Raw genomic sequence first — 24,964 nt, forward strand, 5'->3', positions numbered from 1 at the left:
TCAGCCGGTCCGCGGCGGCCGCCAGGTCGTCCGCCGTCGCGACGTCGCCGGCTGGGTCGCCCACCGCGCGCGACAGCCGGTCCAGCTCGGTGGCCCGGCCCACGGCGGCGTGCTCGGCCGCTCGCAGCGGCTCGACGGCGGTGAGCGCCGTGTCGGCCGCCGCCTGAGCCGCCCGCGCCTGGGCCGTCGCGGCGGCGGACGCGCCAGCCGCCGCGTCCGCGGCGGCGCGCGCGGCGGCCAGCTCGGCGGCGAGCGCCCCGGCCCGGCCGGGTGGGTGGGCGCGCCGCCAGCCGGCGAGCGCGGCGGCGAGCGCCCGGTCGGTCTCGATCGACTCGCCGAGCCGGGCGGTCAGCAGTGACCGGTCGCGCGCGCGGGCCTCGATCGCGCGCCGGTCGGCGGCGGCCGCCTCCGTGTCGTAGAGCGCCGGGTTCGGCGGCACGACGAAGACGTCGGCCTCGGCCGGGCCGGCGAACGCGGCGGGTGTGCCCACGGTGACGGCCGCGTCGGGGAGCAGCCGGGCGGCGAGCAGAACGTCGCGAGCCCGCCCGAGCGGGACGTCCGCGCCGGTGAGCACGACCCCGTCGGCGAGGTCGGGACGGCGGCGCAGCGCGGCCTCCCGCGCGCCCGCCGGCACCGCGCGCGCCAGGTACGACCAGCCGGGCTCCGCCGGGATGCCAGCCTCGGCCAGCGCCGCGCGGACCGTGACCACCTCCGGCCGTGCCGGGCGCAGCTCGTCGGCGTCCAGGGCGGCGAGCACCCGCCGGTCCTCGTCGGCCGCGACCGTCAGCGCGAGCCGCCGTTCCTCACCGGCGGCCACCGCCGCCCGCAGCGCGGCCAGCGCGTCCTCGGTCACCCCGTCCAGCCCTACGGCTCCGGCACCGTCGGGGAGCGGGCTGGCTCGCCGCACCGGGAAGTCGTCCCACGCCGGGTCATGGCCGGCGAGGCGCGCGCCGTCGCGGGCGGGCGGTGGTCCGGCGGCGAGGCCCAGCAGGGCGGCGATCCGGCCGTCGGCGGTGATGGCCGCCGCGGCGTCGTCGGCGGCCGTGAGCTGCTCGGCGAGCGCCGCGGCCCGGCCCCGGGCGGCGTCGGCGGCGCGTTCGGCCCGGTGGGCCGCGTCGGCCGCTCCGGTGCGTTCCCGGTCGAGCCGGCTCACCTCGGCGAGCGCCTCCCGGACCGCGGCCGCGGCCGCGGCCGCGTCGGCCGCCGCCGTCGCGACGACCTCGGCCAGCGAGCCGGTGGCGACGGCGGGGTCCACCGCGCCGCGGGCCAGCCCCGGCTGGTCCTGGGCGGGGAGCAGGCCGGTGCCGACGGCGGCGGCGAGGGACTGGGCGCCGGCCGCGGCGCGCTCCTGGGCGGCGCGCTGCCCGGCGCGGGCGGTGGCCGCCTCGTCGAGGGCGTCCCGCTCGGCGGCGGCCTCGCCCTCAGCCTCCCGTTCCCGCTCGTCCGCCTCGCGGTCGGCCGCCGCGGCGGCCGACCGCGAGCGGTCCGCGGCCGCGAGCAGGCCGGCGACCAGGGCGCGGGCGGCCGTGTCCCGGTCGGCCAGCGCCGGCGCCGCGGCGTCGCGCGCCGCCGCGACCAGCGTGGTCAGCCGCGCCGCCTCGGCGGAGGCCGCCGCGAGCCGCAGCGTGTCCGCGCTCGCGCGCCAGCCCTCCACGGTGACGGCCGCGGCCCTCGCGGCGGCGACCAGGCCGTCGCGGGCGGCCTGGGCATCGGCCAGGCGCAGCTCCGCGAGCCGGCGGCGCAGCGCCGCGACGTCGTCGCCGGCCCGGGCGCGCGCCGCCTCGGCGGTGGCCTCGCCGTCGCGCGCCGCCGCGAGCTGGGCCGAAAGGCCCGCCCCCTGCGTCTCGCCGGCGGACAGCCGGGCACCCACGGCGCCGGCGAGCCGGGTGAGGTCGGCCCGGGTCGCCTCCAGGCCGCGCAGGGCCGCGTCCCGGTCGCCGAGGGCATCGACGAGGACGGACAGCCGCTCCAGCGCCCCGGCGACGAAGTCGCGCTCGGCGGCGAGCGCGGCCCGCTCGGCGAGCTTGGCCGCGTAGCCGTCGACGACCTCGGCGACGCCGGCCGGGTCCTCCGGCGGGGTGACGGCGCGCAGCAGGAAGTCGATGAACCCCTCGTCGGTGGTGAACGCGAACGCCTCGGCCGCCTCGCCCTCGCCGGCGTTCATCGCCCGTTGGTAGCGGAACAGCTCCGGGTCCAGGCCGAGGGTGTCCAGGTGCTCGTTCCACGCCCCCTGATGGGTCTCCCAGGTCAGCTCGAGCGCGGGGTCCGCCGCGTGCGCCCGGGTCATCGCCTCGCGGAACCCGGCGAGCGTCACCAGCCGGCCGTCGCGGCGCAGCGGGAGGGTGGTGAGCTCCACGCCCGCCCCGGAGCCCCCCGGGCGGAACGAGTACCAGGCCTCGGCGAGCCGGCCGCCGTCCGCCGGGCCGCGCCCGCGCCATTCGCTGACCTTGCCGGTGACGACCCGCTCGCCGGTGACCGCGTGCTGCCACTCGCAGATCACCTGGCCGCAGTCGCTCGGCAGCACGAAGTTGTCCAGCACCCGTCCGTTGGACGTGCCGACGACGTGCCGGCGGCCCGGCAGCACCACCGAGAAGATCAGCTTCATCAGCACGCTCTTGCCGCCGCCGTTCTCCAGGAACAGCACGGTGGCGGGGGAGGGGCGGCGCGGAACCGGCGGCTCACCGCCCGGCGGCCAGCCGGCCCCCGCGGCGGCCTCCGGGGCCGGCCCGGTCCCGGGCAGGGGTAGAGCGCCGGTTGCCGCCCCCGCGAGGGCGGCGGGCGCCGGCTGAGCCGGGACGGCGTCGAACAGCGGGTCCTGGCGCGGCCCGGCCACCGGCGCGCCGACGCCGGAGAAGTCCAGCAGCACGTCGGCGAACCGCGCCCCGCGTGGCCCGATCGAATGCAGGCGTACCCGCGCCAGCTCATACATCGGCGGGCTCCGGCGCATCGGGTCCGTCCGTGGCCTGGCGGCTCGCGCCGGTCTCCGGCGCGGATGGCCGGGCCGGATCGCCGGCCCCGTCTCCCGGCGCGCCGGCGTCGAGCAGGTCGGGCACGGCCGGGACGACGCGCAGGCCACCGTCGGGGCCGGCGACGGTGACGACGCCGAGCGTGAGCAGCTCCTCCATCGCCGCGTCGGCCGCGAGCTCGCGGACCTGCACCTGGTAGCGCGGGGTGGTCCGGAACGTGCCGCCGCCCTCCTCGCCGACCGGCACCAGGCAGCCCGACTCGACGAGGAAGCCCATCGCCCGGGCGATCACGCCGGTCGTCGAACCGGCCAGCCGGCGGGAGTCGCGGGTGGTGCCGGTCGCCGGGCGGCGCGCGTAGAGCCGCCAGGCGGCCTCCAGCCGGGGCTCGTCCGCGGCGGGTCCGTCCGGTGGGGGCGCGCCGTCGGCGCCGTCGAGGAGCGGGTCGGGCCCGCTGGTGCGCGCCTCCAGCAGCCGGGTGGCCTCGCGGACGAACGCGTCCACCCCGTCGACGCTGACCCGCCCGACGTAGGAGGCGTCGGTGAGGTCCGCGGGGCGGGGGAAGGCGAGCGCCGCGACGGCCAGCTGGGCGAGCGCGTGCAGCATCCGGTCGGCGGCCCGATGCTCGCCGCCGGCCCGGCGGGCGTAGTCGCCGATCCGGACGGCGAACGCCGAGTCGGCCAGGCCGCCGGCGACCAGCCCGGCCCGCTCGGAGACGTCCAGCACGACGATGCCCAGGCCGTCCGCGACCGCGTGCGTGAGCTCCGCGAACCCGGGCTCGCGCAGGTAGCGCCCGACGAGCTCGCGGTAGCGGCTGTCCCGCGCCGGCACGAGCCGGGGCCGCAGGCCGCGGGCGATCAGCTCCGCCGCGTCCCGCGCCACCGCCCCGACCGGCGCGCGCCCGGGCGCCCCAGGCGCCGGCGCGCCCGCCTCCCCGTCGCCGCTCACCGCGTGCCCACCAGCTCAGCCCCGGCCCGGGCAGCCTCGGCTTCCGCGGCGTCGGCTTCCGCGGCGTCGGCTTCCGCGGCGTCGGCTTCCGCGGCGTCGGCATCCCTGGCGTCGGCGCCCACGGCGCCGCGCTCGTCGACGGGGGCCGGGCGGTCGGTGACGACGACGCGGCCGACGAGCAGGTCGGCCCCGCCGAACTCGGGGTCGTCGAGCGGGGTGCCGTCGTCGACGGCGAGCAGGACCCGCTCGCCCGGCGTGTCTGGCGCGGGGCCCTGGGCGCCGGGAGCCGCTGGCGCGCCCGCTCCCTGGGCGGCGGCGTCGCCGCGCCGGTGGGCGGCGGCGAGTCTGGGGCTGACGGCGTGCAGGGCGAGCAGGACGAGCAGCTGGGCGGCCTCGGTGGCGACGGGCTCACCGGCGCCGCGCTCCCGGGCGGCGGCGAGCAGTCCGGACAGGCGCCGCGGCGCGTCCGGGTCCAGCTCGTCGAGCAGGTCCAGCGCGATCGTCCAGGCGTCGTCGCCGAACCGCGCCGGCTCCTCCCAGGTCGAAAGCTCCGCCTCGGGGATCGGTGCCCCCAGCGGGTCGCGCTCGACCGGCGGGCGCAGCAGCGCGTCGACCAGGTCGGCCAGCCGCGGCGCCCGCGGCGCGCGGACGCCGACCGCCCCGCCGAAGAACGCTCCCGCGACCCGGGCGGCCTCGCCGGCCGGGCGGGCCAGCGTGGGCGCGAGCAGCTGCGTGTAGAGGTCGACGCCGGTGCCGCCGCCGGCGGCGGGCGGGGCGAACTGCTGGCGGTCCTGCTCGGCGCGGAAGACCGCGAACGCCTCCAGCAGCCGGGCCTGGAGCTGGGTGTGCCGGCGCACGCAGTCCGCGACGATCGTGACCAGGTCGGCCGCGGCCCGCTTGCGCGCCGGGTCCGCCGCCGAGTCGCGGTACCGGCGGATGTGGGTGAGGATCGCGTTCTCGTGCCGGTAGCGGGCCTCGACGTGGCCGAGCGCCTCGTCGACCAGCGCCGGCACCGTGTGCAGCCAGTCGACGGACAGGACATCGCGCCGAGTGCCTTCCAGGCTGCGACGCAGCTGCTCGGCGTACTGCACGGTCCGGTAGCGGGCGGCCTCGGCGGCGGCGCGGGCATCGGAGAGCCGCCCGCGCCGGATCAGGTTGTCCAGCGTGACCTCGGCGGCGACCTGCGCCGAGGTCACGTCGGTGTCCAGGGCGCCGACCAGGACGGTGACCGCCTCGTCCGTGGCCCGCAGGTAGATCTCACCGGCCGGGTCGGCGAGCTCGACCAGCAGCTTGAAGTCGAACCGGCGCCGCTCGTAGCGGCCGTCCGGGTGGTAGGTCCCGTAGACCGCGTCGAAGCCGCGGTCGACGCTGCCCACGTTGATCAGGTTGTCGAGCACCCAGCGGGCGACCCGCTCGTGCTCGGTGGCCGGGCGCCGCGGCGCCTGCGCGGCGGCCAGCGGGGTCAGCCGGCGCAGGACCTGGTCGTGGCTCGCGCCCCGGTCGAAGTCCATCGCGACCGTCACCAGGTCGATCGCGTGCAGGGCCAGCTCCGCCATGGCGTAGACGGAGAGGTCGGCCCCGTCGAGGAGCCGCTTGCGGGCGTCCAGGTCGTGCAGCGGCTGCGTCAGGGCCAGCGCCTTCAGCCGCCGCGCCATCCCGTCGTCCGGCCAGCCGAGCCGGCCGTCGGCGAGCCCGCCGTCGGCGGCGCCCGCGAGCCCGCCGGCCGGATCGGTCGGCGGGTTCTGGCGCGGGTCGTGGCGCGCGGACGGCGGACGGGCGGGTGACGACATCGCAGGCAAGATTACCGGCGGCCGGCCGGGCCCCGCCGCGTCACGGCCGGCCGCCGCCGCGCGCGCTCACCCCGCCGCCCACCCGGTGCTGTCGGGAAGGCGACAGCGGTGGCGCGGCTGCTCCTCGCCGAGGGCGGCCGGGGGGCCGAGGACGAGCGGTGGGGCCGTCCGGGGCGGCCCGGCATCCCTGGTGGGGCGGTTCGGAGTCGAACATCGTCCGGTTTTGCCCGCGGGCAGGTTCAGGGTTCCGATTTGTATTGGCAGTACTAGGCTTTACGCCCATGGCCTCCGTGTCTCTGTCTAAGGGCGGCAATGTCTCGCTGAGCAAGGCCGCGCCCAACCTGACCGCCGTCACTGTCGGCCTTGGCTGGCAGGTGCGACAGACCTCGGGATCGGCATACGACCTCGACGCGTCCGCGATCGTGCTGGACGACAGGGGGCGGGTGCTGTCCGACAGCTACTTCGTCTTCTTCAACAACCTGACCAGCCCCGACGGCAGCGTGCAGCACCTCGGCGACAACCTCGTCGGTGGCGGCGGAGGCGACGACGAGCAGATCACGGTCGACCTGCGCGGGCTCACCCCGCAGGCGGCGAAGGTCGTGTTCGCGGTGTCGATCTACGACGCGGAGGTCCGGCGGCAGACCTTCGGCCAGGTCAGGAACGCCTTCATCCGGGTCGCCGACTCGAGCACGGGCATCGAGATCGCCCGGTACGACCTCACCGAGGACGCGTCGACGGAGACCGCGATGCTGTTCGGCGAGCTCTACCGGTACGGCGGCGAGTGGAAGTTCCGCGCCGTCGGCCAGGGTTACTCGACCGGCCTGCGCGGCATCGCCATCGACTTCGGAGTCAACGTCTCCTGACGGCCGCCGCCACGCGAGGCTTCGCCATCGTCGCGTGGCTGTGGTCGGGGTCTCCTGACGTTGCCGGGCGCGGCTTCGTCGGGATCCGCGCGTCGTGCTGGCGGCTGGCCCGCGGCGCTTCCCGTGGATCAGGTTCCGCGGCCCTGGTCGAACGACCCTGGAAAGATTCACGGGAAGGGCCCTGGTCGGTGCGCCCGGCGTGGCCCGCGCCCCGCCCGCGCGGCCGAGGTGGTGACGACCGCGCGAACGCGGCGGTCGTCGCTCAGCGGAAACGGTCGCTCAGCGGAAGCGGTTGAGGAACGGGACCTGAGGGCCCGGGTCGGTCAGGCGGCGCACGACGCGGGGGCGGTGGCCGACGACCATGACCCGGATCGTGCGCGTGTTGGCGTCTACCCGGTAGAGGACCCGCCACGAGTGCTCGGCGGCCTCGAACATCGTCGCGGACGGGACTTCGCCCTCACGGCCGCGAGTTTTCACGTTCTGCTCGCCGAGCGGCTTGCCCGCCTTGTAAGGATCGTTGCGGAGCGGGCCGTTGAGGAAGCGGCGGACGTCGACGGCGATGAGCTCCGGAAGCCGCTCGAGATCCTTCTGCGCGGATGGGGCGATCACCAGCTGGTACTTCTCGCTCACCGCCCACCCGCCCGAGTCGCGGTCAACTGGCGGGGGTCGCCCGCGGACGGGGTTGGCATCAGTCGATCGTAGGCGCAATCCGGTCGTCGATTCTCCGAACGGGCGATGCCCGAACGTCAGGCCCGAACGTCAGGCCCGCGCGCCGCCGGCCCGCGCGGCACCGTAGGCGTCCTGGACCGTGCCCGGGGTGAGGGCACCGATGTCCTCGATGCGGGCGCCGGCCAGGGCGACGGCCTCGGGGTCCGGCGGGAAGTGCGGGTTGGGCACCACGATCACGGCCATGCCCGCCGCCGCGGCCGCGCGGACGCCGTTGGTCGAGTCCTCCACCGCCACGCATCGCCCGGCGGGCACGCCGAGCCGGCTGGCCGCCTCCAGGTAGACGTCCGGGGACGGCTTGCCGCGGCCGACCTCCTCGGAGGAGACGAACGCCTGGAAGTCCGCGCCGAGGCCGGCGGCGCGCAGCACGAGGTCGATGATCGCGTGTGGCGACGAGGACGCGACCGCCAGCGGCAGCAGGGCGGACAGTGCCCGGACCGCGCCGACCGCGCCCTCGATGACCGGTGGCGCGTCGCCGTAACGCTGGCCCAGCCGGCGCAGCACCTCGGCGACCGCCTCGTCGGCCGTCATGCCGATGCCGAGGCTGACCAGGTAGTCCGCCCATTCCGGCGTCGACATCCCCATCATCATCCGAGTGCTCTCGGGCCGCCAGGTACCGCCCCGCTCGACGACCAGGTCCCGCCGGATCTCGTCCCACACCTGCTCGGAGTCGATCAGCACGCCGTCGAGATCGAAGATCACCGCGAGTGGGCCGTCTCCCGCCCCGCGACCGGTCCCGCCATTCGCCGTCATGGGCACATCGTCGTACGCCGGCCGCCGCGCCGTCGCGGGACCGGACGGATGACCGCCGGGCGAGGCGGATCGGCGCCGGGCGGCGGGATGACGGCGCGGCCTGCGCGGGTTGCGTCCGGTATGCGCTACGGAGACGACGAGAGTGTGCGGGCCCTGCTGGCCGACACCGAGACGTGGGCCGTGGTCGGGCTGTCGACCAACAGGGCCCGGGTGGCCTACCGGATCGCCCAGTACCTGCGGGCTCACGGCAAGCGGGTGATCCCGGTCCACCCCTCCGCGTCGGAGCTCGAGGGCGAGCGGGGCTACGCGCGGGTGACCGACATCCCGTTCAAGGTCGACGTGGTGGACGTGTTCGTCCGCTCGGAGCTCGCCGGCCAGGTCGTCGACGACGCGATCGCCGCGGGCGCGGGCGCCGTCTGGCTCCAGCTGGGCGTGCGCGACGAGGCAGCGGCCGAGCGCGCCGAACGGGCCGGCCTTCGGGTCGTCATGGACACCTGCCCCAAGATCGAGGCACACCTCGTCGGCTGGTGACCGGCCCGCCCGGCCCGCGCGGCCCGCGCGGGGTCAGCGTCGCGCGGCGCGGCCGTGGTCCGACAGGCGGAACTGGCGCGTCGCCAGGGCCGCGGCGGGCGGGAAGAGGACCAGGACCGGGAGCATGTAGCGGTAGTCGAAACAGACCGTCGCCGACGGGACGACGAGGACCGCGAGCCCGAGCGCGACGAGCAGCGCGCAGTCGGCGCCGAGCCGGCGCCGCTCGGCGAGGACCGGCTCCTGGATCGCCGGCCGCGCCAGCCGGCCGGCCCGGCGGGGCCATCGACCTCGGGAGCGGGCGCCGGCTGCCTGGCCGGCCGGCGCCGGGTCTGGCGGTGTTCCCCGCGCGTCCATGGAGACGGCCGCGTCCGCGCGGCCATCGGCCGGCGCGCCGGCGGCCGCATCGGCCGGTGGGTCGGTGGCCGTCTCGGCCGGTGGGTCGACAGCGGCGGGCCGGCGCGGCCACAGCTGGCGTGGCCACGGCCGGCGCGGGCGGGGCAGGCCGAGGCCGACGGCGGTCAGGGCGAGGACGACGAGCACGGCGAGCAGCGGGCCGGGGGTGTAGGCGAAGCCCTGATAGCCGCGCAGCAGGCCGGCCGCCGGCTCGTGGACGACGCGGGCCGGGTGGCCCTCCTGGAAGTCCAGGAGCGGTTCGCTGATGTGGAAGTAGTGCGGTGTGTCCGCGTCGGGGAAGCGCCAGGCGCCGTCCGGCCAGTCGCGGTAGCCGGTGTGCCGGCCCGGGACGAAGTAGTGGCCGACCTCGGCGAGGACCATCCTCGCGTAGTCGAGCGGCTGGTGGCGGATGACCTGGCGGGCGAAGTCACCCAGCAGCTCGTTCCTGTGGTCCTCGGTCCCGGTCAGCTGGAAGCGAGGGCTGGTGTCCGCCCAGACGTAGTAGTTCGGGCCCGGCCGGTCCCGCGGCGGGTGCGGCGAGCAGAGGATCCGCTGCTCGGGGCTCAGGCTCAGCTGGGCGCAGTCGGCGATCGGGGCGACCCGGCCGTACAGCCACGCGTCGTCGCCGCCGGACAGGGCGTACTGGCCGTGGTACGAGTGGTACCAGCTCGCGTAGGCCGCCAGCGGCGCGGCGAACAGCAGCGCGAACGCGGCGAGGCGCAGCCAGCCCAGCCGGCGTATGGCCAGGTAGCCCAGGGCCAGCACGCCGAGCGCCACCCCCAGCGTGCGCGTGAGCCCGGCGGCGGCGAGCAGCCCGCCGGCCGCGGCGCAGGCCAGCGGCGCCGGCCGCGGCGACCACAGCAGCGCCACCAGCGCGCCGACCAGCAGCGCCAGGAACAGCGTCTCGGCCATCACGAAGTGCTCGATGTCGAGCTGGTAGGCGTCGAGCAGCACCGGCGCCGCCGCGAGCGCGGCCACCGCCGGGTGGATCCGGCGGCGCAGCAGCAGCGCGTAGAGCGCCACGCCGATGCCGAGCCCGGCCAGGTGCTGGACGAGGGGAACGACGGCGAGCCGGTCGGTGTGCGCGAGCAGGCCCAGCAGGGTCGGGTAGCCCGCGGGCCGCATCGGGTCCGGCTGGTGCATCCGGGCGAGCGTGAGGTAGGCGTACGAGTCGCCGGAGAACTCGAACGCCGGCCGGTAGGCGTACAGCAGCAGCAGGCGCAGCCCGCCGCCAACGGTGAACAGGAGGCCGAACAGCCAGTGCCGGCGCGCCCCGGCCACCAGCCGCTGGCGGCGCCGCGGCGTCTCGCCGCCCGGGGCCCCCGTCGCGGGTGTCGCGGTGGTCACCGGGCCGGCCGCCCGGCCAGACCCGGCGCCGTCCGGCCCCGTGGCCACCGAGCCGGTCGTCACCTCGCCCTCGGCGCGGGCGCGGGAGATCCCGACCCGCGCGGGCGGCGGCCTGGTCGCCCGCGCGCCGGCGGGACGAGCGTCGGCGGGACGAGCGTCGGCGGGGTGGGCGTCAGCGGGGTGGGCGTCGGCTGCGCGGACCGCGCGGGCGCTATGGACACGGAACCAGGATGCCGCCGTCGGCGGAGGAGCCGCGGGGGTCCGGCGGGCCGGCCGGCACCGGCACGAACGCGCCCTGGCCGCGGGCCGCCGCGGGCCGCGGCGGGCCGGGCGGCTCGCCGCGGCCCGCGGTCATGGTGGCCGTGGACCTGGTCGCGGCCGTCACCAGCCGCAGGTGGAGCGTGCCGAGTATGCCCTGCAGGCCCAGGGCCGCCACCGTGACGGCCAGCGCCGCCGCCGGCAGCGCGGCGGGCGCGCCGAGGCGGTCCGACCAGTCGAACCAACGGGCACGGGGGCGTGGCATGGCGGGCACGGCGGCCGGGTCGATCGCCGTCGTCACCAGCGCCCCCAGGGCGGCCGCGGCGGCGATCCCGCCGACGAGCAGCGCGCCGCCGACGTAGCCGCCCCTGTCCGGGGCGAGCGCCCAGCGAACCAGCCGGGGCGGGCGCTGCCGTGCCATCCGCCAGCCGACCCGGCCGTGGTGGGCGTCGGCGAAGACGCCGAGCAGGACCAGCATTCCGCCGGCCACGGCGGCCAGCGCGGCCAGCAGCGTCCCGTAGCCGCCGTACCAGGACCCCGCGCCGGCGGTACGGGTGGGATCGCTCGCGCCGACGACCAGGAGCGCGGCCTGCGCGAGCAGGCCGAGCGCCAGCAGCGCGAGCCCTGGCAGCACGAACACATGCCGCGGGGCGAGCAGCAGCATGAACCGCAGGTGCCGCCAGCCGTCCCGCAGCGAGTCCAGCTTGGAGGCGCCGACCCGGGGGTGGTAGGTGATCGGCACTTCGACGCAGCGCAGCCCGACACGGGCCGCGGCGATGACGATCTCCGAGGCGAGCTCCATGCCCTCGCTGCGCAGCGCCATCCGGGCGCAGCCCTCGCGGGTGAACGCGCGCATGCCCGAGTGCGCGTCCGAGGCCCGCACCCCGAAGAGCCGGTTGAGGATCGCGGTCAGCACCGGGTTGCCGACGTAGCGGTGCAGCCAGGGCATCGCGCCGGGCAGGATCCGCCCGCCCAGCCGTGAGCCGAGCACGTAGTCCGCCTCGCCGCGCAGCAGCGGGGCGACCAGCGCGTCGATCGTGGTGAAGTCGTACGAGCTGTCCGCGTCGCCCATCACGACCAGCCGGCCGCGCGCCGCGGCGAAGCCGGCGAGGTAGGCGTTGCCGTAGCCGCGCCGCCACTCGCTGACCACGCGGGCGCCGGCGGCCGCGGCGACGGCGGCGGAGGCATCGGTGGAGCCGTTGTCGACGACCAGGACCTCGCCCGGCAGGCCCAGGCGAGCAAGCCCCGCCCTGGCCGCCCGGACGCAGTCGGCGACGGAGGCCTCCTCGTTCAGGCAGGGCATCACGACGGACACCTCGACGCCGCTGGGCCCTACGGGGGCCTCGCCGGCCGGAACGGTGGCCGCGGGTCGGTCACCGGCTCGGTCATGGGTGGCCTGGGCGCCGCTGGCCTGGGCGCCGTTGGCCGAGACGTCGGGGGATGACGTGCCGCTGGATGACGAAGCGCCGTCCGGTGACGAAGCGCCGTTGGATGAGGCGCCCTCGGGTGAGGCGCCGCTCGTCGGGGCGTCGTCGGTCGGGTCGACGTGACCAGCCGCGCCGGCCGTCAGCCGCCCGGGGACGGCTTCCACGGGTTCGTCCTCCACCGGTCCCTCTCCCTGCCGAGGACAGGACATCCTCGGCGCCGGTCGTGACCGGCGCGTGCCGCGGTCTGTGGCGCCCTCGCGCGCCGTCCTCGACCGACGCGGATTGTCCGGGCCCTCCCCGGTGCCGCAGGGCGTCAACTCGGTAACCTACCGTCGGCACGCCGCGTCGCCGGGACCGTGTGCCGTGCCGCACCGTCCTGGCCGGTCGCACCGCTTCGAGGAGCTACCCGATCGGGCGGTGGTCCGGCGCGGGGCGGCGGATCGGCCGGGCACGGATCGACCCGCCGCGCGGAGGGCGGCGCGGGCGCCGGGCGGGCGCGGAGGCCTGTCGATCTGCCGACAGCCCGGGTGGCCCGCCTGGGGGAGGGCCGGGCCGGCCGCGCGCGGGCCTCTGACGTCGGGTTTTGCGTACACGCGCGGGGGTTTGATCACGTCGCGGCCGATGTGGTCCCGTCGTTGGCTACGCTTAGTAGCGATCTTTGGAACCTTTTCGGGCCGGCGAACACCCTCGGTAAGCGAAATGGGTTCGAGGGTCGTCCGTTTTTGGGGGTGTTTGCAACTTCTCAGAAGAACACGCCGACGGCGCAAGCAGCAGGTCGTTGTGACTGCCGTAACCGGTAGGCGTAACGTCTGTTGCCCGTGCAGGTGAGTTCTTCTGAGCGGGCGGCGCGGGCAGGTGCCGCGGGGTCCGACGCCCCCGTTGACCCAGCCTCTGCCCACGGCTTCGCCCCCATGCCACGTGACGGCGCCACCCTCGGCGCCCAGCCGGGCCCCGCGCACGGCGCGGGCCGTAGCTGTCAGCACCATCCGATCTGCCCGAGCGCCGACGCCCCCGACCGGGACGCCGCGCGCATGGTCCGCGCCCATCCCGACCAGGGCTGGAGTCTGCTCTGCAACGGGGTGATCCTCTTCGAGGACACCGGCGAGATCCTGCCCACCGGCCGCACGGTGGAGCCCCGCCGGGGCCCGTCGCGGCCCGGCTCCGGGCGTGCCGCTCGCCCGCCGGTGCCCCGCCGAGCCACCGTCGTCCCCGCCGTGGTCTGACCCTGCCCAGGGCCGGTCCAGCTGGCGGCCGCGCGGGCCTTGGCGCGGCCCGCCGCGCCGCTCGCCGGCCCCGTGCCCGTGGATCCCGGCACGCGGGGATCCACGGGAGGGGCCGTCAGCGGAGCCGGTCGCGCGGCCGCAGGACGGCGCCGTCCCGGTCGAACGTCCGGACCGCGACGAGTTCGGCGCCGTCGAACCCGGTGACCTGGATGAGGTCCGGCGGGGTGTTGACGGGGATGACCAGCGGTCCGGGGTTTCCGGTGACCTCGATCGACAGGCTCGGCCGGCCGTCCACGGTGACGTCGGCCCGGCTGATCCCGAGGGCGCCGAGGATGACCGTCAGGCCGTCGTCGCTCGAGGCCAGCTCCACGTCGAAGCGCCGCGCCGGCAGCTCCCGCAGCAGCGCCGCGGCGGTCGCCATCAGGTCGGCGTCGTCCCTCGTCACGTCGGCGCGCGTCGTCGTGTGCCGCACCGGGGCGACGACCCCGTAGTCCTCCAGCGGCGCGCCCGCGTTCCGCCCGACCCGAAGCGTGCGCCGGACGGCGAACGTCAGGTCCGCGCCCCCGGGCAGCGGGCCGGCGGAGGGCTGCGTGGCCGGCGCGACGGCGGCCAGCCACTTCGCCAGCTCCTTCAGCTTGTAGACGTTGGCGCCGCCCGCGCCGGTGCGGTCCGAGGTGCCGAGCACGCTCCCGAGGCCATGGTCCTGGAAACCGGCGGCGAACATGTCCGCCGCCGAGTAGCACCGGGCGTCGATGATCAGGACCAGCGGGCCGACGTACATCTGGGGAACCAGGCCGAACCATGCGGGCGGGGTGAGGGGCACCCCCGCCGAGTGGGTCGCGCCGGTCTCCACGGCCTGCTCCATGGACGGCAGCCAGTCGCGAAGGCTCGTATTCGCCCGGCAGATCCGCAGGTTGCGCGCTGTGGCGGCAAACTGTGCCGGTTCCGGCTGGATGGGCCGCGCCGAGAGAACCTGGAGGCACAGCTCCGCCGCGGCCACCGCCCCGCCCGGGTTGCCCCGGATGTCGACGACCATCCCGTCCCGCGGGAGTTCACCCAGGAGGCGGATGAACTCGTTGACGAAGCCGATGAGCCATTCGACGAAGCTGACCGCGGGGTCGTCCGTGTCCGGCCTGCTGAAGGTGCGGATCCTCAGGTGGCCGAACTCCACGCCGCCGGCCGTCGCGCGGCGCGCCTCGAAGTAGGTGGACCACTCGGGCCTGACCTCGACCCCGTTCGGGCCGGGGTCGACCGGCTCGCCCGACTTCTCGGCCGCGAGGAACTCCGGAGCGAACAGCTGGGTGCGCGTCCGGGCGATGCTCACCGCCTCCACGTCCACGCCCTGCGCGGGCGTCGGCTCACCCAGCTCCTCGATCGCGGCCCGCAGGCTCGGCGGCCCGCCAGTGGCGCCCGCCTGCCGGGGGACCGGCGCCGCCGAGGGAGCCGTCGGCGGTGGCGGCGGTGGCGGCGGCGCTGGGACGACCAGCTGCCCCACCGTCCAGGGGCGCGTGATGAACTGCTCGCGGCCGTCCAGGTCGAGGTACCGGATGACCACCCATTCCTCGTCCGGCGGCGGGCCGAAGCCGAGCGGGCGGAAGGTGAACCGGTCGACGGCGCGGGCGTGGCGGGACTCGGCGTTGGCTCCCGGGAACTGGTCGGCGAACCGCTCGACCGCCCGGGCGATGGGCACGCCGTTCCAGTGGGTCACCTCGACGCCGAACCGGAAGCTCTCGTCGATCTCGGGGTCCTGCGGGCGCCGCCGGCCGACGAGGTAGCGCCGCCGGCCGTCCTCGGTGAACTCCTTCAGCAGGAACGGGAAGTACACGACCATCGCGTTGAACGGCCGCGGCAGCGAGTACCGGGTGTGCAGGTCGCGCAGGGAGTTGAAGATGTCGACCAGCTCGGCGTGGAAGCGCCACTCGAGCTCCAGCTCGCCCGGGCCGCCGAGGCGTGCCAGCATCAGCCGCAGCCGCTGGAGCGGATTGATCCCGTACTTGGCGACCTTGAAGCCAAGCAGGGCGTAGTGGTCCTCGAGCACCGACAGGACCTGCTCGAGGATCTGCCGGCGCTCGTCGACCGTGAGCCGGCCGATCTCCTGGCTGTCCAGCAGCTCCGGGAGCGTCGTCACCTCTGCCGCCGCCGTCGTCGTCTCGCTCATGCGGAACGCCTCCCCCTGACGTACCGTGCCCAGCTTGCCGCCGCCGGTGAGCGTAGCCATCCGGCGCATCCGGTGAAAGGCCCCTTCCGTCGACGAACGCGGCCGTGGCCGGCCACCCGCGCCCGAAGGTGGATCTCCGGCGACGGCCGGATCGCCGCCGGCCGGCGCCGGCGGGACACGGCTGGCTTCGTCGCGGGCGGCGGGCGCCGCCCGCCGGGGCGAGGAGACGAGACCGGGGCCTACTGGGCGGGGTCGGCGACGGGCAGGGCGCGCTGGTTGCGTTCGAACCACTGGTCGAGCTGCTCGTCGAGCCGGTGCAGCTCGGGCGTCAGGAAGCTCAGTCCCTGGGCCGGGACGCTCGCGCCGAGCTCGACCAGCAGCGGCCGCAGGGTGAACTCGACCGCCAGCGTGTGCGCCGGCGAGCCGATCGTGAACACGGGGAACGCGGTGACGCCGCGCAGCCCGTCGCTGGGGTAACGGTCGAGGAAGGCCTTGAGCAGCCCCGTGTAGGCCGCCTTGTAGGTGGGGCTCGCGACCACGACGAAGTCGGAGGCGCTCACCTCGTCGGCCAGGGCCGCGAGCCCGTCGTGCGGCCAGGTGAAGATGTCGGCCGCGTGTGCCGCCAGGTCCAGGCGCAGCCCTCGCTCGGCGCCCAGCAACGGGGCGAGCCGGTCGGCGAACGCCTCCGCGACCGCGAGCGTCCGCGACTCGGCCTTGGGGTTGCCCACGACCACGCTGATGGTCTTCATGCACGGATCCTTTCGTCTGGTGCCGGTGGTCCATCGGCCGGTCGGCCTCGGCCCGGTCGGTGTGTCTGCCTGGCTGCCTGCCCGGGGGCCCGTCGCGCGGCGGCGCGCAGCCATGGTCTCTTCCGCCGGCGCGCGGGAGAGCGCCGATGGGGCGCGTCCCACGCGTCGGTCGGGGGCGCGGCCGGCCCGCCTCGAGCCGGGCCCGCCGGCCCGTTCAGCCGGCGGGCGTCCAGCCCAGCGCCGGCGCGACGGTGGCCGCCAGGTCGGTCAGGAGCCGGATGTTGTCCGCCAGCCCGAAGGCCGGCGGCAGGAACAGCACCAGCTCGTCGGCGGCCGACAGCCCCGGGTCGGCCAGGACGGCGGCCGCGACGTCGTCCGGTTCGCCGTGGTGGACGGGGCTCATGAGGAAGCCGCTGGGCAGCTCGGCCGACAGGGTGGGCTCCAGCGCGCCGGGCGGCCGGGAGGCGGCCGGGCCCTGGGTGCGCCGCTGGAGATCGTAGGCCGCGTAGCTCTCCCGCAACGCCGGTGTCGTGGCGGGCAGGATGGAGGCGGCGACCGCCACGGGCGGCGGGGTGGTGCCGTGCGCGGCGGTCCAGGCTGCCCGGTACTCGGCGATCAGCCGGGCCTGGTACTCGGGGAACGTCTCGCCGGTCACGCCGTGCAGGATCGTGCCGGTGATCAGGCGCAGCCCCTGGCGGGCGGCCGCCACCGCCGAGGCGATGTGGCCCGAGCCGTACCAGATCCTGCTCCGCAGGCCAGGGCTGTGCGGGGTCACCTTCAGCTCGGTGCCGACGGGTGGGCCGCCGATCCCGTTCCGCTCGGCCACGACGTGGACCGTCTCGCCGGCGACGGCCGACAGGAACCGGGCCAGCCGGCGCTGGCCCTCCGCGCGGGCGTCGGTGTCGACGCCGCCGAAGACCGCGTCCCAGCTGTCGGTGCCGCTGGAGAAGGCCAGTTGCAGCCGCCCGTCGGTGAGCAGGTCCGCGGTGCCGGCCGCCTCGGCCAGCAGGATCGGCTCCTGGTAGCGCATCGGGATGACCGCGCTGCCCAGCGTGATGCGCGTCGTGTGCTGGCCGGCGGCGGCGAAGAACGGCAGCGGCGAGGACAGGTAGTTGTCGAAATGCCGCTGGTAGGCCCACCCGGACTGGTAACCGAGCGCCTCGGCGGCGGAGAACAGCTCGATGCCCTCCCGCAGGCCGCGGCCGGCCTCCCCGGTGGGAAACGAGACCCGGGTGTTGAAGCCCAGCCGTTTCCCCGGCCTCGGGGCGTCGGACCCGGCGGTCTCGGCACTGACGAGCGTGGTCATCTCTTCCTCCTGTTGGGCGGGTCGGCTGGCACCCGCTGGTCCCAGGCGGCGGCGAGGCCCGCGTACGGCCCCTCCTGGACGAGCAGCGTGCTGTGGTGGCCGGACTGGACGATCCGGCCGGCGGCGAAGACGAGCACCCGGTCGGCGGTCGCGGCGGTGATCATCCGGTGGGCGATCGACACGGTGGTGCGGCCGCGGGTGAGCGAGCCCAGCGCCCGCTGGACCGCCACGTCGGTGGCCGCGTCCACCCCGGAGGTCGCCTCGTCGAGGACGACGAGGTCGGGGCCGACCAGGGCGGTGCGCGCCAGCGCGACGAGCTGGCGCTCACCCACCGACAGGCGGTCGCCACGCAGCCCCACCGGGGTGTCGAGGCCCTCGGGCAGCGTGCCGAACCAGTCGGCGAGCCCGAGCTCGGCCAGCACGGCCAGCACGTCCGCGTCGGTCGCGCCCGGCGAGCCGAGCGCGATGTTCGCCCCGAGCGTGCCCTCGAACAGGAACGGGTCCTGCGGGACGATGACGACCCGGCCTGGCAGCGAGGCGTCGGCGATCTGGCCGAGTGGCACGCCGGACAGCGTGATCGTCCCCTCGGCGGGCTCGATGCGGCGGGTGAGCAGCTTCGCGAACGTCGACTTGCCCGAGCCGGTGCGCCCGACGACGGCGACGTGCTCGCCCGGCTCGATCTGGACGTTCACCTCGCGCAGCACCAGCGGCCCGTCGCCGTAGCGGGCCGAGACGTGCTCCATGCGGACGCCGACCGGCCCTGGCGGCAGCGGCGTCCCGTCACGCACCTCGGCGCTGGGGGTGGTGACCAGCTCGAGCGCCCGCCGCCAGCCGGTGAGCGCGTTCTGCGCCTCGCCCAGGCTCTGCACCAGGAACTGCAGCGGGCGGACGAAGAACGTCACCAGGAACACCATCGCGACCAGCTCGCCGGCCGTCAGCCGCGGCGTGCCCGGGCCGCCGGCCCACCAGACGCCGCCGACGAGGACCGCGACGGTGGTGGTGGAGATGGCCAGCTCGCCGAGCGAGGTGTTCACGTGCAGCGGCGGCAGGGTGCGCAGCAGGCTGTCGCGCGCCCGGTCGACGGCCTCGTCCAGCCTGGCCCTGGTTCGTTCGTCCGTCCCGGTCGCGCGGATCACCGGCGCGCCGATCACCGACTCGGCGACGGCGCTCTGCATCGCCGACAGGTCGCGGCGTGCCCGGTCGAACCGGCGGGCGATCACCCGCTGCACCGACACCATGGCGGCGACCAGCAGCGCGGCCAGGGCCAGCACCGGCAGGGACAGCTCCCAGCTGTACGCGATCATGATGACGGCGGCGACCAGCAGCTGCGCGACGTTGGTGACGGACTGCAGCCCGCCACCCTGCAGGAACGTCGTCACCTGGTCGACGTCGCTGGTGAGCCGGGTGACCAGGTCGGCGCTGGGAACCCGGTCGGCGGTGGTGGCCGCCATGTCGTGGACGCGGCGCAGCCCGGCGCGGCGCAGCTCGGCGAGCGCCCGCTCGACCCGGCTGGCCAGCCGCTGGTTCAGCAGCAGGGACGAGACGCCGGCGACGACGAGCGCCACCGACCCGACGGCGACCGCCGGGCGGACGGCGCCGGGGGTGAGACCGGCGTCGATGGCGCGCTGGACGGTCAGCGGCGCGATGACGCGCCCGGTGCCGGCGAGCAGCGCCAGGACGGCCGTGACGACCAGGCCCTCGCGCAGCACCGGCGTGGCGCGCAGGCCGGCCGCCACGAGGCGCCACGGCCCGGCTCCGGACAGGTCGGCCATGCCGTGGCGGCCCAGTGAGGGCTCAGCTGGCGCGGGAGCGCTCATCACCCACCTCCCAGGCGCCGCCGTGGTCCAGGGCGCCGTGATCCAGGGCAGCGTGGTGCAGGGCGGCGTGGTCCGGAGCGGTGTGATCCAGAGCGGCGTGGTCCAGGACCGTGCCCTCAGCCCGCCAGGCGCGCTCGTAGGCCGTCACGATGCGGCGGTACTCCTCGACGGCGAGCAGCTCGGCGTGGGTGCCGGCCGCGGCGACCCGCCCGGCCACCAGCAGCACCACCTGGTCGGCCAGCGCCAGGGTGGCCGGCCGGCTCGCGGCGATCAGCACCGTGGGGCCTCCGCCCGCGACGAGCTCGGCAAGGCCCGCGAGCACCTGGCGCTCGACCCGCGGGTCGAGCGCCGACGTGGCGTCGTCGAGCACGAGCAGCCGCGGCTCGCGTACGACCGCCCGGGCCAGGCAGACCCGCTGCCGCTGGCCGCCCGACAGCGTCGCGCCGCGTTCGCCGACGACCGTGTCCAGCCCGCCCGGCAGACCGGCGACGATCTCGTCGGCCGCCGCGACCCGCAGGGCCCGCCACAGCTCGTCCTCGGTGTAGTCCCGTTTCTCGCGGGGGTGCCCGGACAGGGCCAGGTTGTCGCGGATCGACTCGGCGAACAGGAACGGGCTCTGCGAGACGTGGGCGACGTTCTCCGGGACGACCCCTCTGGCCAGCTCGCGCACGTCCACCCCGTCGAACAGCACCACGCCGGCCGAGGGATGAGCCTGGCCGGCGGCGAGGTCGAGCAGCGTGGTCTTGCCGGCGCCGACCGCCCCGACGACGGCGGTGACCGTGCCCGGCTCGAGCACGAGGTCGACGCGGTCGAGCAGGGCGTGGCCGCCGCGGGTCACGCCGGCGCCGCGCAGCTCGACCCGTGGCGGGCGCCGGGTGGTCAGGCGCCGCTCGCCGAAGCTCGCCACCTCCGGGTGGCGCAGCACGGAGCGGACCCGTTCGCGGCCCGCGCTCGCCATCGGCAGCATCGACAGGAACCGGCTGATCACGGCGAGCGGGATCGCGATCGTGAGCAGCAGGTACACCGCCCCGACCAGGTCGCCGACGGTCAGGTCGCCGTGCGCCACCCTGGGGGCGCCCACGGCGAGCACGGCGAGGACGGCGGCGGTGGGAAGCAGCTCGAGCAGCGGGTCGAACAGGGCGCCGACCGTCATCATCCGGGTGTCGGCGGCCCGCAGCCGCTCGACGCCGGGCGCGAACCGGGCGTCCTCGACGTCGGCGAGGCCGAGGCTGCGCACCACCGGGCCGCCCTCGACCGACTCGTGCGCGACGGCGCCGACGCTGCCGCGCGCGGCCTGCGCGTCGCGGGCGCGGGGAGCGAGCAGCCGCTGGTACAGCAGGTTGAGGCCGAGCACCCCGGTGACGAGCGCGAGCCCGACGAGCCCGAGCGCGACGTCGCGCCAGAACAGCTCGGCCAGCGCCAGCAGCAGCATGAAGACCATGCCGAACGCGAAGTAGGCCCACTGCATCGGCGACCACAGCGCGTCGACGTCGGAGACCGCGTGGGCGAGCAGCTGGCCGGGCGGGTGGCGGCGGTGCCAGTGCCCGTCGAGCTCGAGGTAGCGGCGCACGACGGCGCGCCGGGTCTCGGCCTGGGCGCGGTACTGGACCCGCCCCGTGGCGACGCCGCGGATGAAGATCGTGCTCCAGCGGACGGCCGAGATTCCGACGATGAGCAGCACGCTGCCCCACCAGGCGCTGGCCGGCACCGGCCGGCCGGACAGCGCGGGGATGACGAGGTGGTCGGTGGACCAGCCGACGGCCGCGGCCCCGACGACCATGGTGGCGCCGTTGCCCAGCCCGCTGACGGTGGCGACCAGCGCGGGCCCCGGGTGGGCCCGCGCCCCGGCGAGCTGGGCCGCGAGCCCCGAGGCGCGCGGCGCGCGGGGGCCCGGCCGGGCGTCGGCCTCGGGCGACGCGCCGGACGCGGGCCGGGTGCCGGGACCGGTGCCGGAGCCGCGCCGGGGGGCAGGGGCGCGGCCGGGGTCAGGAACCATTGGCCGTCAAGAGCGTTTCCTTTCCGTTCCCCGCCCACGCGGCGGTCCGCTGACCGGGAATGGCGTCGATGAGCTCGCGGGTATGGGGGCTGCGCGGGTTGGTGAAGACCTCGGCGACGGGCCCCTCCTCGACGACGCGGCCTCGGCTCATCACCGAGACGGTGTGCGAGATCTCGGCGACGACGGCCAGGTCGTGGGAGACGAACAGGTAGGACAGGCCGAGCTCGGTCTGCAGGTCGGTGAGCAGCCGCAGGATCTGCTCCTGGACGGAGACGTCGAGGGCGGAGACCGGCTCGTCGAGCATGAGCAGGTCCGGGCTGGGCGCGAGTGCCCGGGCGATGGCCACCCGCTGGCGCTGGCCGCCGGAGAGCTCGGTGGGCAGCCGGTCGAGGTAGGACGCCGGCAGGGCGACCTGGTCGAGCAGCTCCTTGGCGCGCAGGTGGCGGCCGCGCCGGTCGCCGACCCGCATCGCCACCAGCGGCTCGATGATCGACTGTTTGATGGTGAACTTCGGATCGAGCGCGGCGAACGGGTTCTGGTGCACGATCTGCGCCTTGCGGCGCAGCGGGCGCAGCCCGCCCCAGGACAGCCCGGCGATCTCGGTCCCGTCGAGGACGACGGAGCCGCTGGTCGGCGCCTCCAGCCCGAGCGCGATCCGCAGCGTCGTCGTCTTGCCGCAGCCGGACTCGCCGACGAGCGCGTGGGTCCGCCCGCGCGGCACCGACAGCGTCACCCCGTCGAGGGCGTTGAACCCGCGCTGGCCGCGGCGGGCGTCGCCGGCGCCGAAGGTCTTGCTGACGCCGGTGAGGGTGAGGATCGGCTCGGGGGCCGGCTGGTCGCGGACGTCGAAGCGCGGGACGACCCGGCCGCCGTGCGCGAGCCCCGGGGCGGCGGCGATGAGCTGACGGGTGTAGTCCTCGCGCGGCGAGCCCAGGATGACGCGCGGGTCGCCCTGCTCGACGATCCGGCCGTCGCGCATGACGACGACCCGGTCGGCCCGGTCCGCGGCGACGGCCAGGTCATGGGTGATCAGCAGCAGCGAGATGCCCTGCTCGCGGACCAGGCCGGTGAGATGGTCCAAAATCCTCTTCTCGACCGTGACGTCGAGGGCGCTGGTCGGCTCGTCCGCGATGATCAGCTTGGGCCGGCCGGCGAGCGCGATCGCGATGAGCACCCGCTGGCGCAGGCCGCCGGACAGCTCGTGCGGGTACTGCCGGGCGCGCAGCTCAGGCTCGGGCACGCCGGCCTGCCCGAGCAGTTCCAGCACCTCCGCGCCGACCGCCGGGCCGCGGACGCCGCGCAGCTTCACGGCCTCGCCGATCTGGGCGCCGACCCGCCGGGTCGGGTTGAGGCCGACCATCGGGTCCTGCGGGACCAGGCCGACGACCCGGCCGCGCAGCGGGCGCAGCGCCCGCTCGGTCGCCCCGGCGGTCTCGACACCGTCGATGACCGCGGAACCGGCGGTGATCCGGCCGCCCGCCGGCAGCAGCCCGATGACGGCGTTCGCGGTCGTGGTCTTGCCGGAGCCGGACTCGCCGACGACCGCGACGATCTCGCCGGGATCGATCCGCAGGTCGAGGCCGATGACGGCCGGCGTCACCTCGCGGCGCCGCGCGTAGCCGACGTCGAGACCCCTGATCTCGACGAGCGGCCGGGCGCCGGGCTCTGGCCGCCCGTTCTCGGGGAGGGTGGCCGTCACCGTTCCAGCTCCTGCAGCGTCTTGGAGATGTGGTTGAGGGAGAGCACGAGCAGCGCGACGAACAGGCCGGGCAGCAGGCTCAGCCACGACGCGGTGATCAGGTAGTCGCGGCCGTCGGAGATCAGCGTGCCCCACTCGGCCGCCGGCGGCTTGGCGCCGAAGCCGAGGAAGCTCAGCGACGCGATCGCGATGATCGCGACCCCGGTGTCGAGCACCGCGAGGACCGCCACCGGGCCCCACGAGTTCGGCAGGACGTGGCGCGCGAGCACCCGCCCCCAGCCCGCGCCCGCGGCCCGGGCGGCCTCGACGTAGGGCAGCGTCTTGACCCGCAGCACCTCCGCCCGGGTCGTGCGCGCGAACCCGGGGACGATGCTGACGCCGACGGCGATCGCGACCGGCACGGTGCCGTAGCCGAGCGCCGTGACGATCGACAGGGCCATCAGCAGCCCGGGGATCGCGAGCTGCACGTCGACGATCCGCATGAGCAGCGCGTCGACGACGCCGCCGAAGAAACCCGCGACGACGCCGAGCGCGAGGCCCGCGACGGTCGCGATGCCCAGCGCGATCAGGGTCGCCTGGATGGTCAGCGCGGAACCGTGCAGCACCCGGCTCCACAGGTCACGGCCGTAGTAGTCGGTGCCGAACGGGTGGTCGAGGCTCGGGGCGAGCACCGCGAGCTGGGGGTGGGTCTCGATCGGGTCCTGGTTCGTGAACAGCCCCGGCGCGAAGGCGGAGACGACCACGAACAGCACGTAGAGCAGAGCGAGCAGGAACACCGGTTTGCGGACCAGTTGCGCGAGGCCGGCCCGCAGGCCGTCGTAGCGCCCGCCGCCAGCCTCGGCGCGGGCGGCGACGGCCGCCGGCGACGCGTTCTTGGCCAGAACGTTCTTGGCCGGCGTGTTCTTGGCCGGCGCGGTCTTGGTCAGCGTGGCCGCCTCCGGCTCGGGAACCAGGTGGACGTCGGCGGTCATATCGAGGTCACCTCCACGGAGGCGTCCGGCGTGCGTACCCTGCCGGCGCGGCCGTGCGAGATCCGCGGGTCGAGCAGTGGGTAGAGCAGGTCGACGACGAGGTTGACGAGGACGAACAGCGCGGCCGCGACGGTGACGATGCCGAGGACGACGGGCACGTCCTGGGACAGCACCGCCTGCTGGGCGAGCCGGCCGATGCCCTCCCGGGTGAACACGGTCTCGACGACGATCGACTGGGTGACGGTGAGGCCGACGAGGACGCCGAGCAGCGTCACGGCCGGCAGCGCCGCGTTGCGGAACGCGTGCCGCAGGTGCACCGCGGACCGGGACAGGCCCTTGGCGCGCGCGGTGACGACGTAGGGCTGGCGCAGCGTCTCCTCGAAGCTCTTGATGAGAACCTGCGCCAGCAGGGACGAGGTGAGCAGGGAGATCGTGACAGCGGGCAGCACCACGGACTTGAAGCCCGCTGTCCCGGTGGCCGGGAAGAGCCCGAGCTCGAACGAGAAGTACTGGATCAGCAGCAGGGCGATGAAGAACTGCGGGAACGACGCGCCCAGCGAGGGCAGCCGGCTGAGGAAGACCCGCAGCAGGTTGAACCGCACGAACGTCGCGAGGTAGGCCAGCAGCGCGCCGACGACGAGCGAGAGGACCGCGGCGGTGGCCGACAGCAGCAGGGTGTGGCCGATCCGCTGGTCGATGAGCTCCATGACCGGGGCGTGCTGCGTCAGCGACTGCCCGAAGTCACCGGTCAGCGCGCCGGTGAGCCGATCCCAGTACTGGCCCCAGATGGACTTGTCGAGGCCGAACTCGTGCTTGAGCGCGGCCACCTGCTCGGCGGTCAGGCTGTCCTCGTCGATGCCGGCGGCACCGAGCTGCAGCTTCACCGGGTCGGCCGGCAGCAGGTAGAGAATCATGAACGTGACCGTGAACGCGGCCCACAGCACGACGATCGCCTGCAGCACGCGCCCCACGATGTATCGGGTCATCAGGCCCCCTCACGGGTCCGCGACCTGCCGCCGCCCGCCCGGGCGAGCCGGGCGGGCGGC

Annotated in this window: 17 protein-coding genes and 1 pseudogene; 3 read left to right on the forward strand and 15 right to left on the reverse strand. The window is 76.0% G+C overall.

Annotation, left to right across the window (positions count from 1 at the left end; genetic code table 11):
• From I6A81_RS26965 to I6A81_RS26975, 3 genes and pseudogenes are all read right to left on the reverse strand, one after another.
• Positions 1-2,929: pseudogene (locus I6A81_RS26965) on the reverse strand (hypothetical protein); the annotation flags it as partial.
• Positions 2,922-3,911, reverse strand: a complete 990-nt coding sequence (locus I6A81_RS26970; RefSeq protein WP_407661388.1) for a hypothetical protein — start codon at positions 3,909-3,911, stop codon at positions 2,922-2,924. The pseudogene I6A81_RS26965 and the gene I6A81_RS26970, both read right to left, overlap by 8 nt.
• Positions 3,908-5,701, reverse strand: coding sequence for a hypothetical protein (locus I6A81_RS26975; protein WP_238438382.1), 1,794 nt, complete (start codon positions 5,699-5,701; stop codon positions 3,908-3,910). Before I6A81_RS26975 ends, I6A81_RS26970 begins: the two co-directional genes overlap by 4 nt.
• Before the next feature lie 281 nt (positions 5,702-5,982).
• Between I6A81_RS26975 and I6A81_RS26980 the strand changes: the two genes are divergently transcribed.
• Positions 5,983-6,564 carry a TerD family protein gene (locus tag I6A81_RS26980; RefSeq protein WP_203005306.1) on the forward strand — a complete coding sequence of 194 codons (582 nt, stop codon included), beginning with the start codon at positions 5,983-5,985 and terminating at the stop codon, positions 6,562-6,564.
• A 279-nt stretch (positions 6,565-6,843) separates the two neighbouring features.
• Here I6A81_RS26980 and I6A81_RS26985 read toward each other — a convergent pair whose 3' ends face one another.
• Complete coding sequence (locus I6A81_RS26985; protein ID WP_203005307.1) at positions 6,844-7,194, reverse strand: type II toxin-antitoxin system RelE family toxin; 351 nt, start codon at positions 7,192-7,194, stop codon at positions 6,844-6,846.
• 129 nt (positions 7,195-7,323) lie between these two features.
• On the reverse strand, positions 7,324-8,043 hold the full coding sequence (locus I6A81_RS26990; protein ID WP_203005308.1) for an HAD family hydrolase: 720 nt from the start codon (positions 8,041-8,043) through the stop codon (positions 7,324-7,326).
• A 120-nt stretch (positions 8,044-8,163) separates the two neighbouring features.
• On the opposite strand from I6A81_RS26990, the gene I6A81_RS26995 reads away from it, so the two are divergent.
• The gene (locus I6A81_RS26995; RefSeq protein WP_203005309.1) at positions 8,164-8,574 is read left to right on the forward strand and encodes a CoA-binding protein; all 411 of its coding nucleotides are present in this window, start codon (positions 8,164-8,166) and stop codon (positions 8,572-8,574) included.
• A 33-nt stretch (positions 8,575-8,607) separates the two neighbouring features.
• Here the strand turns inward: I6A81_RS26995 and I6A81_RS27000 are convergent, their stop codons facing one another.
• Complete coding sequence (locus I6A81_RS27000; protein WP_307874938.1) at positions 8,608-10,362, reverse strand: hypothetical protein; 1,755 nt, start codon at positions 10,360-10,362, stop codon at positions 8,608-8,610.
• Between the two features lie 163 nt (positions 10,363-10,525).
• Entirely contained in the window at positions 10,526-12,178 is a 1,653-nt protein-coding gene (locus tag I6A81_RS27005; RefSeq protein WP_307874939.1) for a glycosyltransferase family 2 protein, read from the reverse strand.
• 732 nt (positions 12,179-12,910) lie between these two features.
• Between I6A81_RS27005 and I6A81_RS27010 the strand changes: the two genes are divergently transcribed.
• A complete protein-coding gene (locus I6A81_RS27010; protein WP_238429863.1) occupies positions 12,911-13,222 on the forward strand; it encodes a DUF5999 family protein in 312 nt (103 codons plus the stop codon).
• A gap of 115 nt (positions 13,223-13,337) precedes the next feature.
• Here I6A81_RS27010 and I6A81_RS27015 read toward each other — a convergent pair whose 3' ends face one another.
• The 8 genes from I6A81_RS27015 to I6A81_RS27050 form a co-directional block, all read right to left on the reverse strand.
• Positions 13,338-15,440, reverse strand: coding sequence for a S41 family peptidase (locus tag I6A81_RS27015; protein ID WP_203005312.1), 2,103 nt, complete (start codon positions 15,438-15,440; stop codon positions 13,338-13,340).
• Positions 15,441-15,619: 179 nt separating this feature from the next.
• A complete protein-coding gene (locus tag I6A81_RS27020; RefSeq protein ID WP_203005313.1) occupies positions 15,620-16,129 on the reverse strand; it encodes an NADPH-dependent FMN reductase in 510 nt (169 codons plus the stop codon).
• Positions 16,130-16,343: 214 nt separating this feature from the next.
• Positions 16,344-17,435, reverse strand: a complete 1,092-nt coding sequence (locus tag I6A81_RS27025) for an LLM class flavin-dependent oxidoreductase (protein ID WP_203005314.1) — start codon at positions 17,433-17,435, stop codon at positions 16,344-16,346.
• Positions 17,432-19,252: an ABC transporter ATP-binding protein gene (locus I6A81_RS27030; protein WP_203005315.1), complete on the reverse strand. Its 1,821-nt coding sequence runs from the start codon at positions 19,250-19,252 to the stop codon at positions 17,432-17,434. The genes I6A81_RS27025 and I6A81_RS27030 overlap by 4 nt, the downstream gene beginning before the upstream one ends.
• Positions 19,230-21,248, reverse strand: coding sequence for an ATP-binding cassette domain-containing protein (locus I6A81_RS27035; RefSeq protein WP_203005316.1), 2,019 nt, complete (start codon positions 21,246-21,248; stop codon positions 19,230-19,232). The genes I6A81_RS27030 and I6A81_RS27035 overlap by 23 nt, the downstream gene beginning before the upstream one ends.
• A complete protein-coding gene (locus I6A81_RS27040; protein WP_203005317.1) occupies positions 21,238-22,947 on the reverse strand; it encodes a dipeptide ABC transporter ATP-binding protein in 1,710 nt (569 codons plus the stop codon). Before I6A81_RS27040 ends, I6A81_RS27035 begins: the two co-directional genes overlap by 11 nt.
• Positions 22,944-23,918 carry an ABC transporter permease gene (locus tag I6A81_RS27045; protein ID WP_203005318.1) on the reverse strand — a complete coding sequence of 325 codons (975 nt, stop codon included), beginning with the start codon at positions 23,916-23,918 and terminating at the stop codon, positions 22,944-22,946. Before I6A81_RS27045 ends, I6A81_RS27040 begins: the two co-directional genes overlap by 4 nt.
• On the reverse strand, positions 23,915-24,904 hold the full coding sequence (locus tag I6A81_RS27050; RefSeq protein WP_203005319.1) for an ABC transporter permease: 990 nt from the start codon (positions 24,902-24,904) through the stop codon (positions 23,915-23,917). Before I6A81_RS27050 ends, I6A81_RS27045 begins: the two co-directional genes overlap by 4 nt.
• Positions 24,905-24,964: the final 60 nt, after the last annotated feature.

This window comes from Frankia nepalensis, assembly GCF_016786325.1.
GTDB classification, from domain to species: domain Bacteria; phylum Actinomycetota; class Actinomycetes; order Frankiales; family Frankiaceae; genus Pseudofrankia; species Pseudofrankia nepalensis.

Bases quoted from the DNA above. Each gene is read 5' to 3' on its own strand.
- I6A81_RS26975 (WP_238438382.1), bottom strand. From the start codon at position 5,701: ATGTCGTCACCCGCCCGTCCGCCGTCCGCGCGCCACGACCCGCGCCAG.
- I6A81_RS26980 (WP_203005306.1), top strand. From the start codon at position 5,983: ATGGCCTCCGTGTCTCTGTCTAAGGGCGGCAATGTCTCGCTGAGCAAG.
- I6A81_RS26990 (WP_203005308.1), bottom strand. From the start codon at position 8,043: ATGACGGCGAATGGCGGGACCGGTCGCGGGGCGGGAGACGGCCCACTC.
- I6A81_RS26995 (WP_203005309.1), top strand. From the start codon at position 8,164: ATGCGCTACGGAGACGACGAGAGTGTGCGGGCCCTGCTGGCCGACACC.
- I6A81_RS27010 (WP_238429863.1), top strand. From the start codon at position 12,911: ATGCCACGTGACGGCGCCACCCTCGGCGCCCAGCCGGGCCCCGCGCAC.
- I6A81_RS27015 (WP_203005312.1), bottom strand. From the start codon at position 15,440: ATGGCTACGCTCACCGGCGGCGGCAAGCTGGGCACGGTACGTCAGGGG.
- I6A81_RS27020 (WP_203005313.1), bottom strand. From the start codon at position 16,129: ATGAAGACCATCAGCGTGGTCGTGGGCAACCCCAAGGCCGAGTCGCGG.
- I6A81_RS27025 (WP_203005314.1), bottom strand. From the start codon at position 17,435: ATGACCACGCTCGTCAGTGCCGAGACCGCCGGGTCCGACGCCCCGAGG.
- I6A81_RS27030 (WP_203005315.1), bottom strand. From the start codon at position 19,252: ATGAGCGCTCCCGCGCCAGCTGAGCCCTCACTGGGCCGCCACGGCATG.
- I6A81_RS27035 (WP_203005316.1), bottom strand. From the start codon at position 21,248: ATGGTTCCTGACCCCGGCCGCGCCCCTGCCCCCCGGCGCGGCTCCGGC.
- I6A81_RS27045 (WP_203005318.1), bottom strand. From the start codon at position 23,918: ATGACCGCCGACGTCCACCTGGTTCCCGAGCCGGAGGCGGCCACGCTG.
- I6A81_RS27050 (WP_203005319.1), bottom strand. From the start codon at position 24,904: ATGACCCGATACATCGTGGGGCGCGTGCTGCAGGCGATCGTCGTGCTG.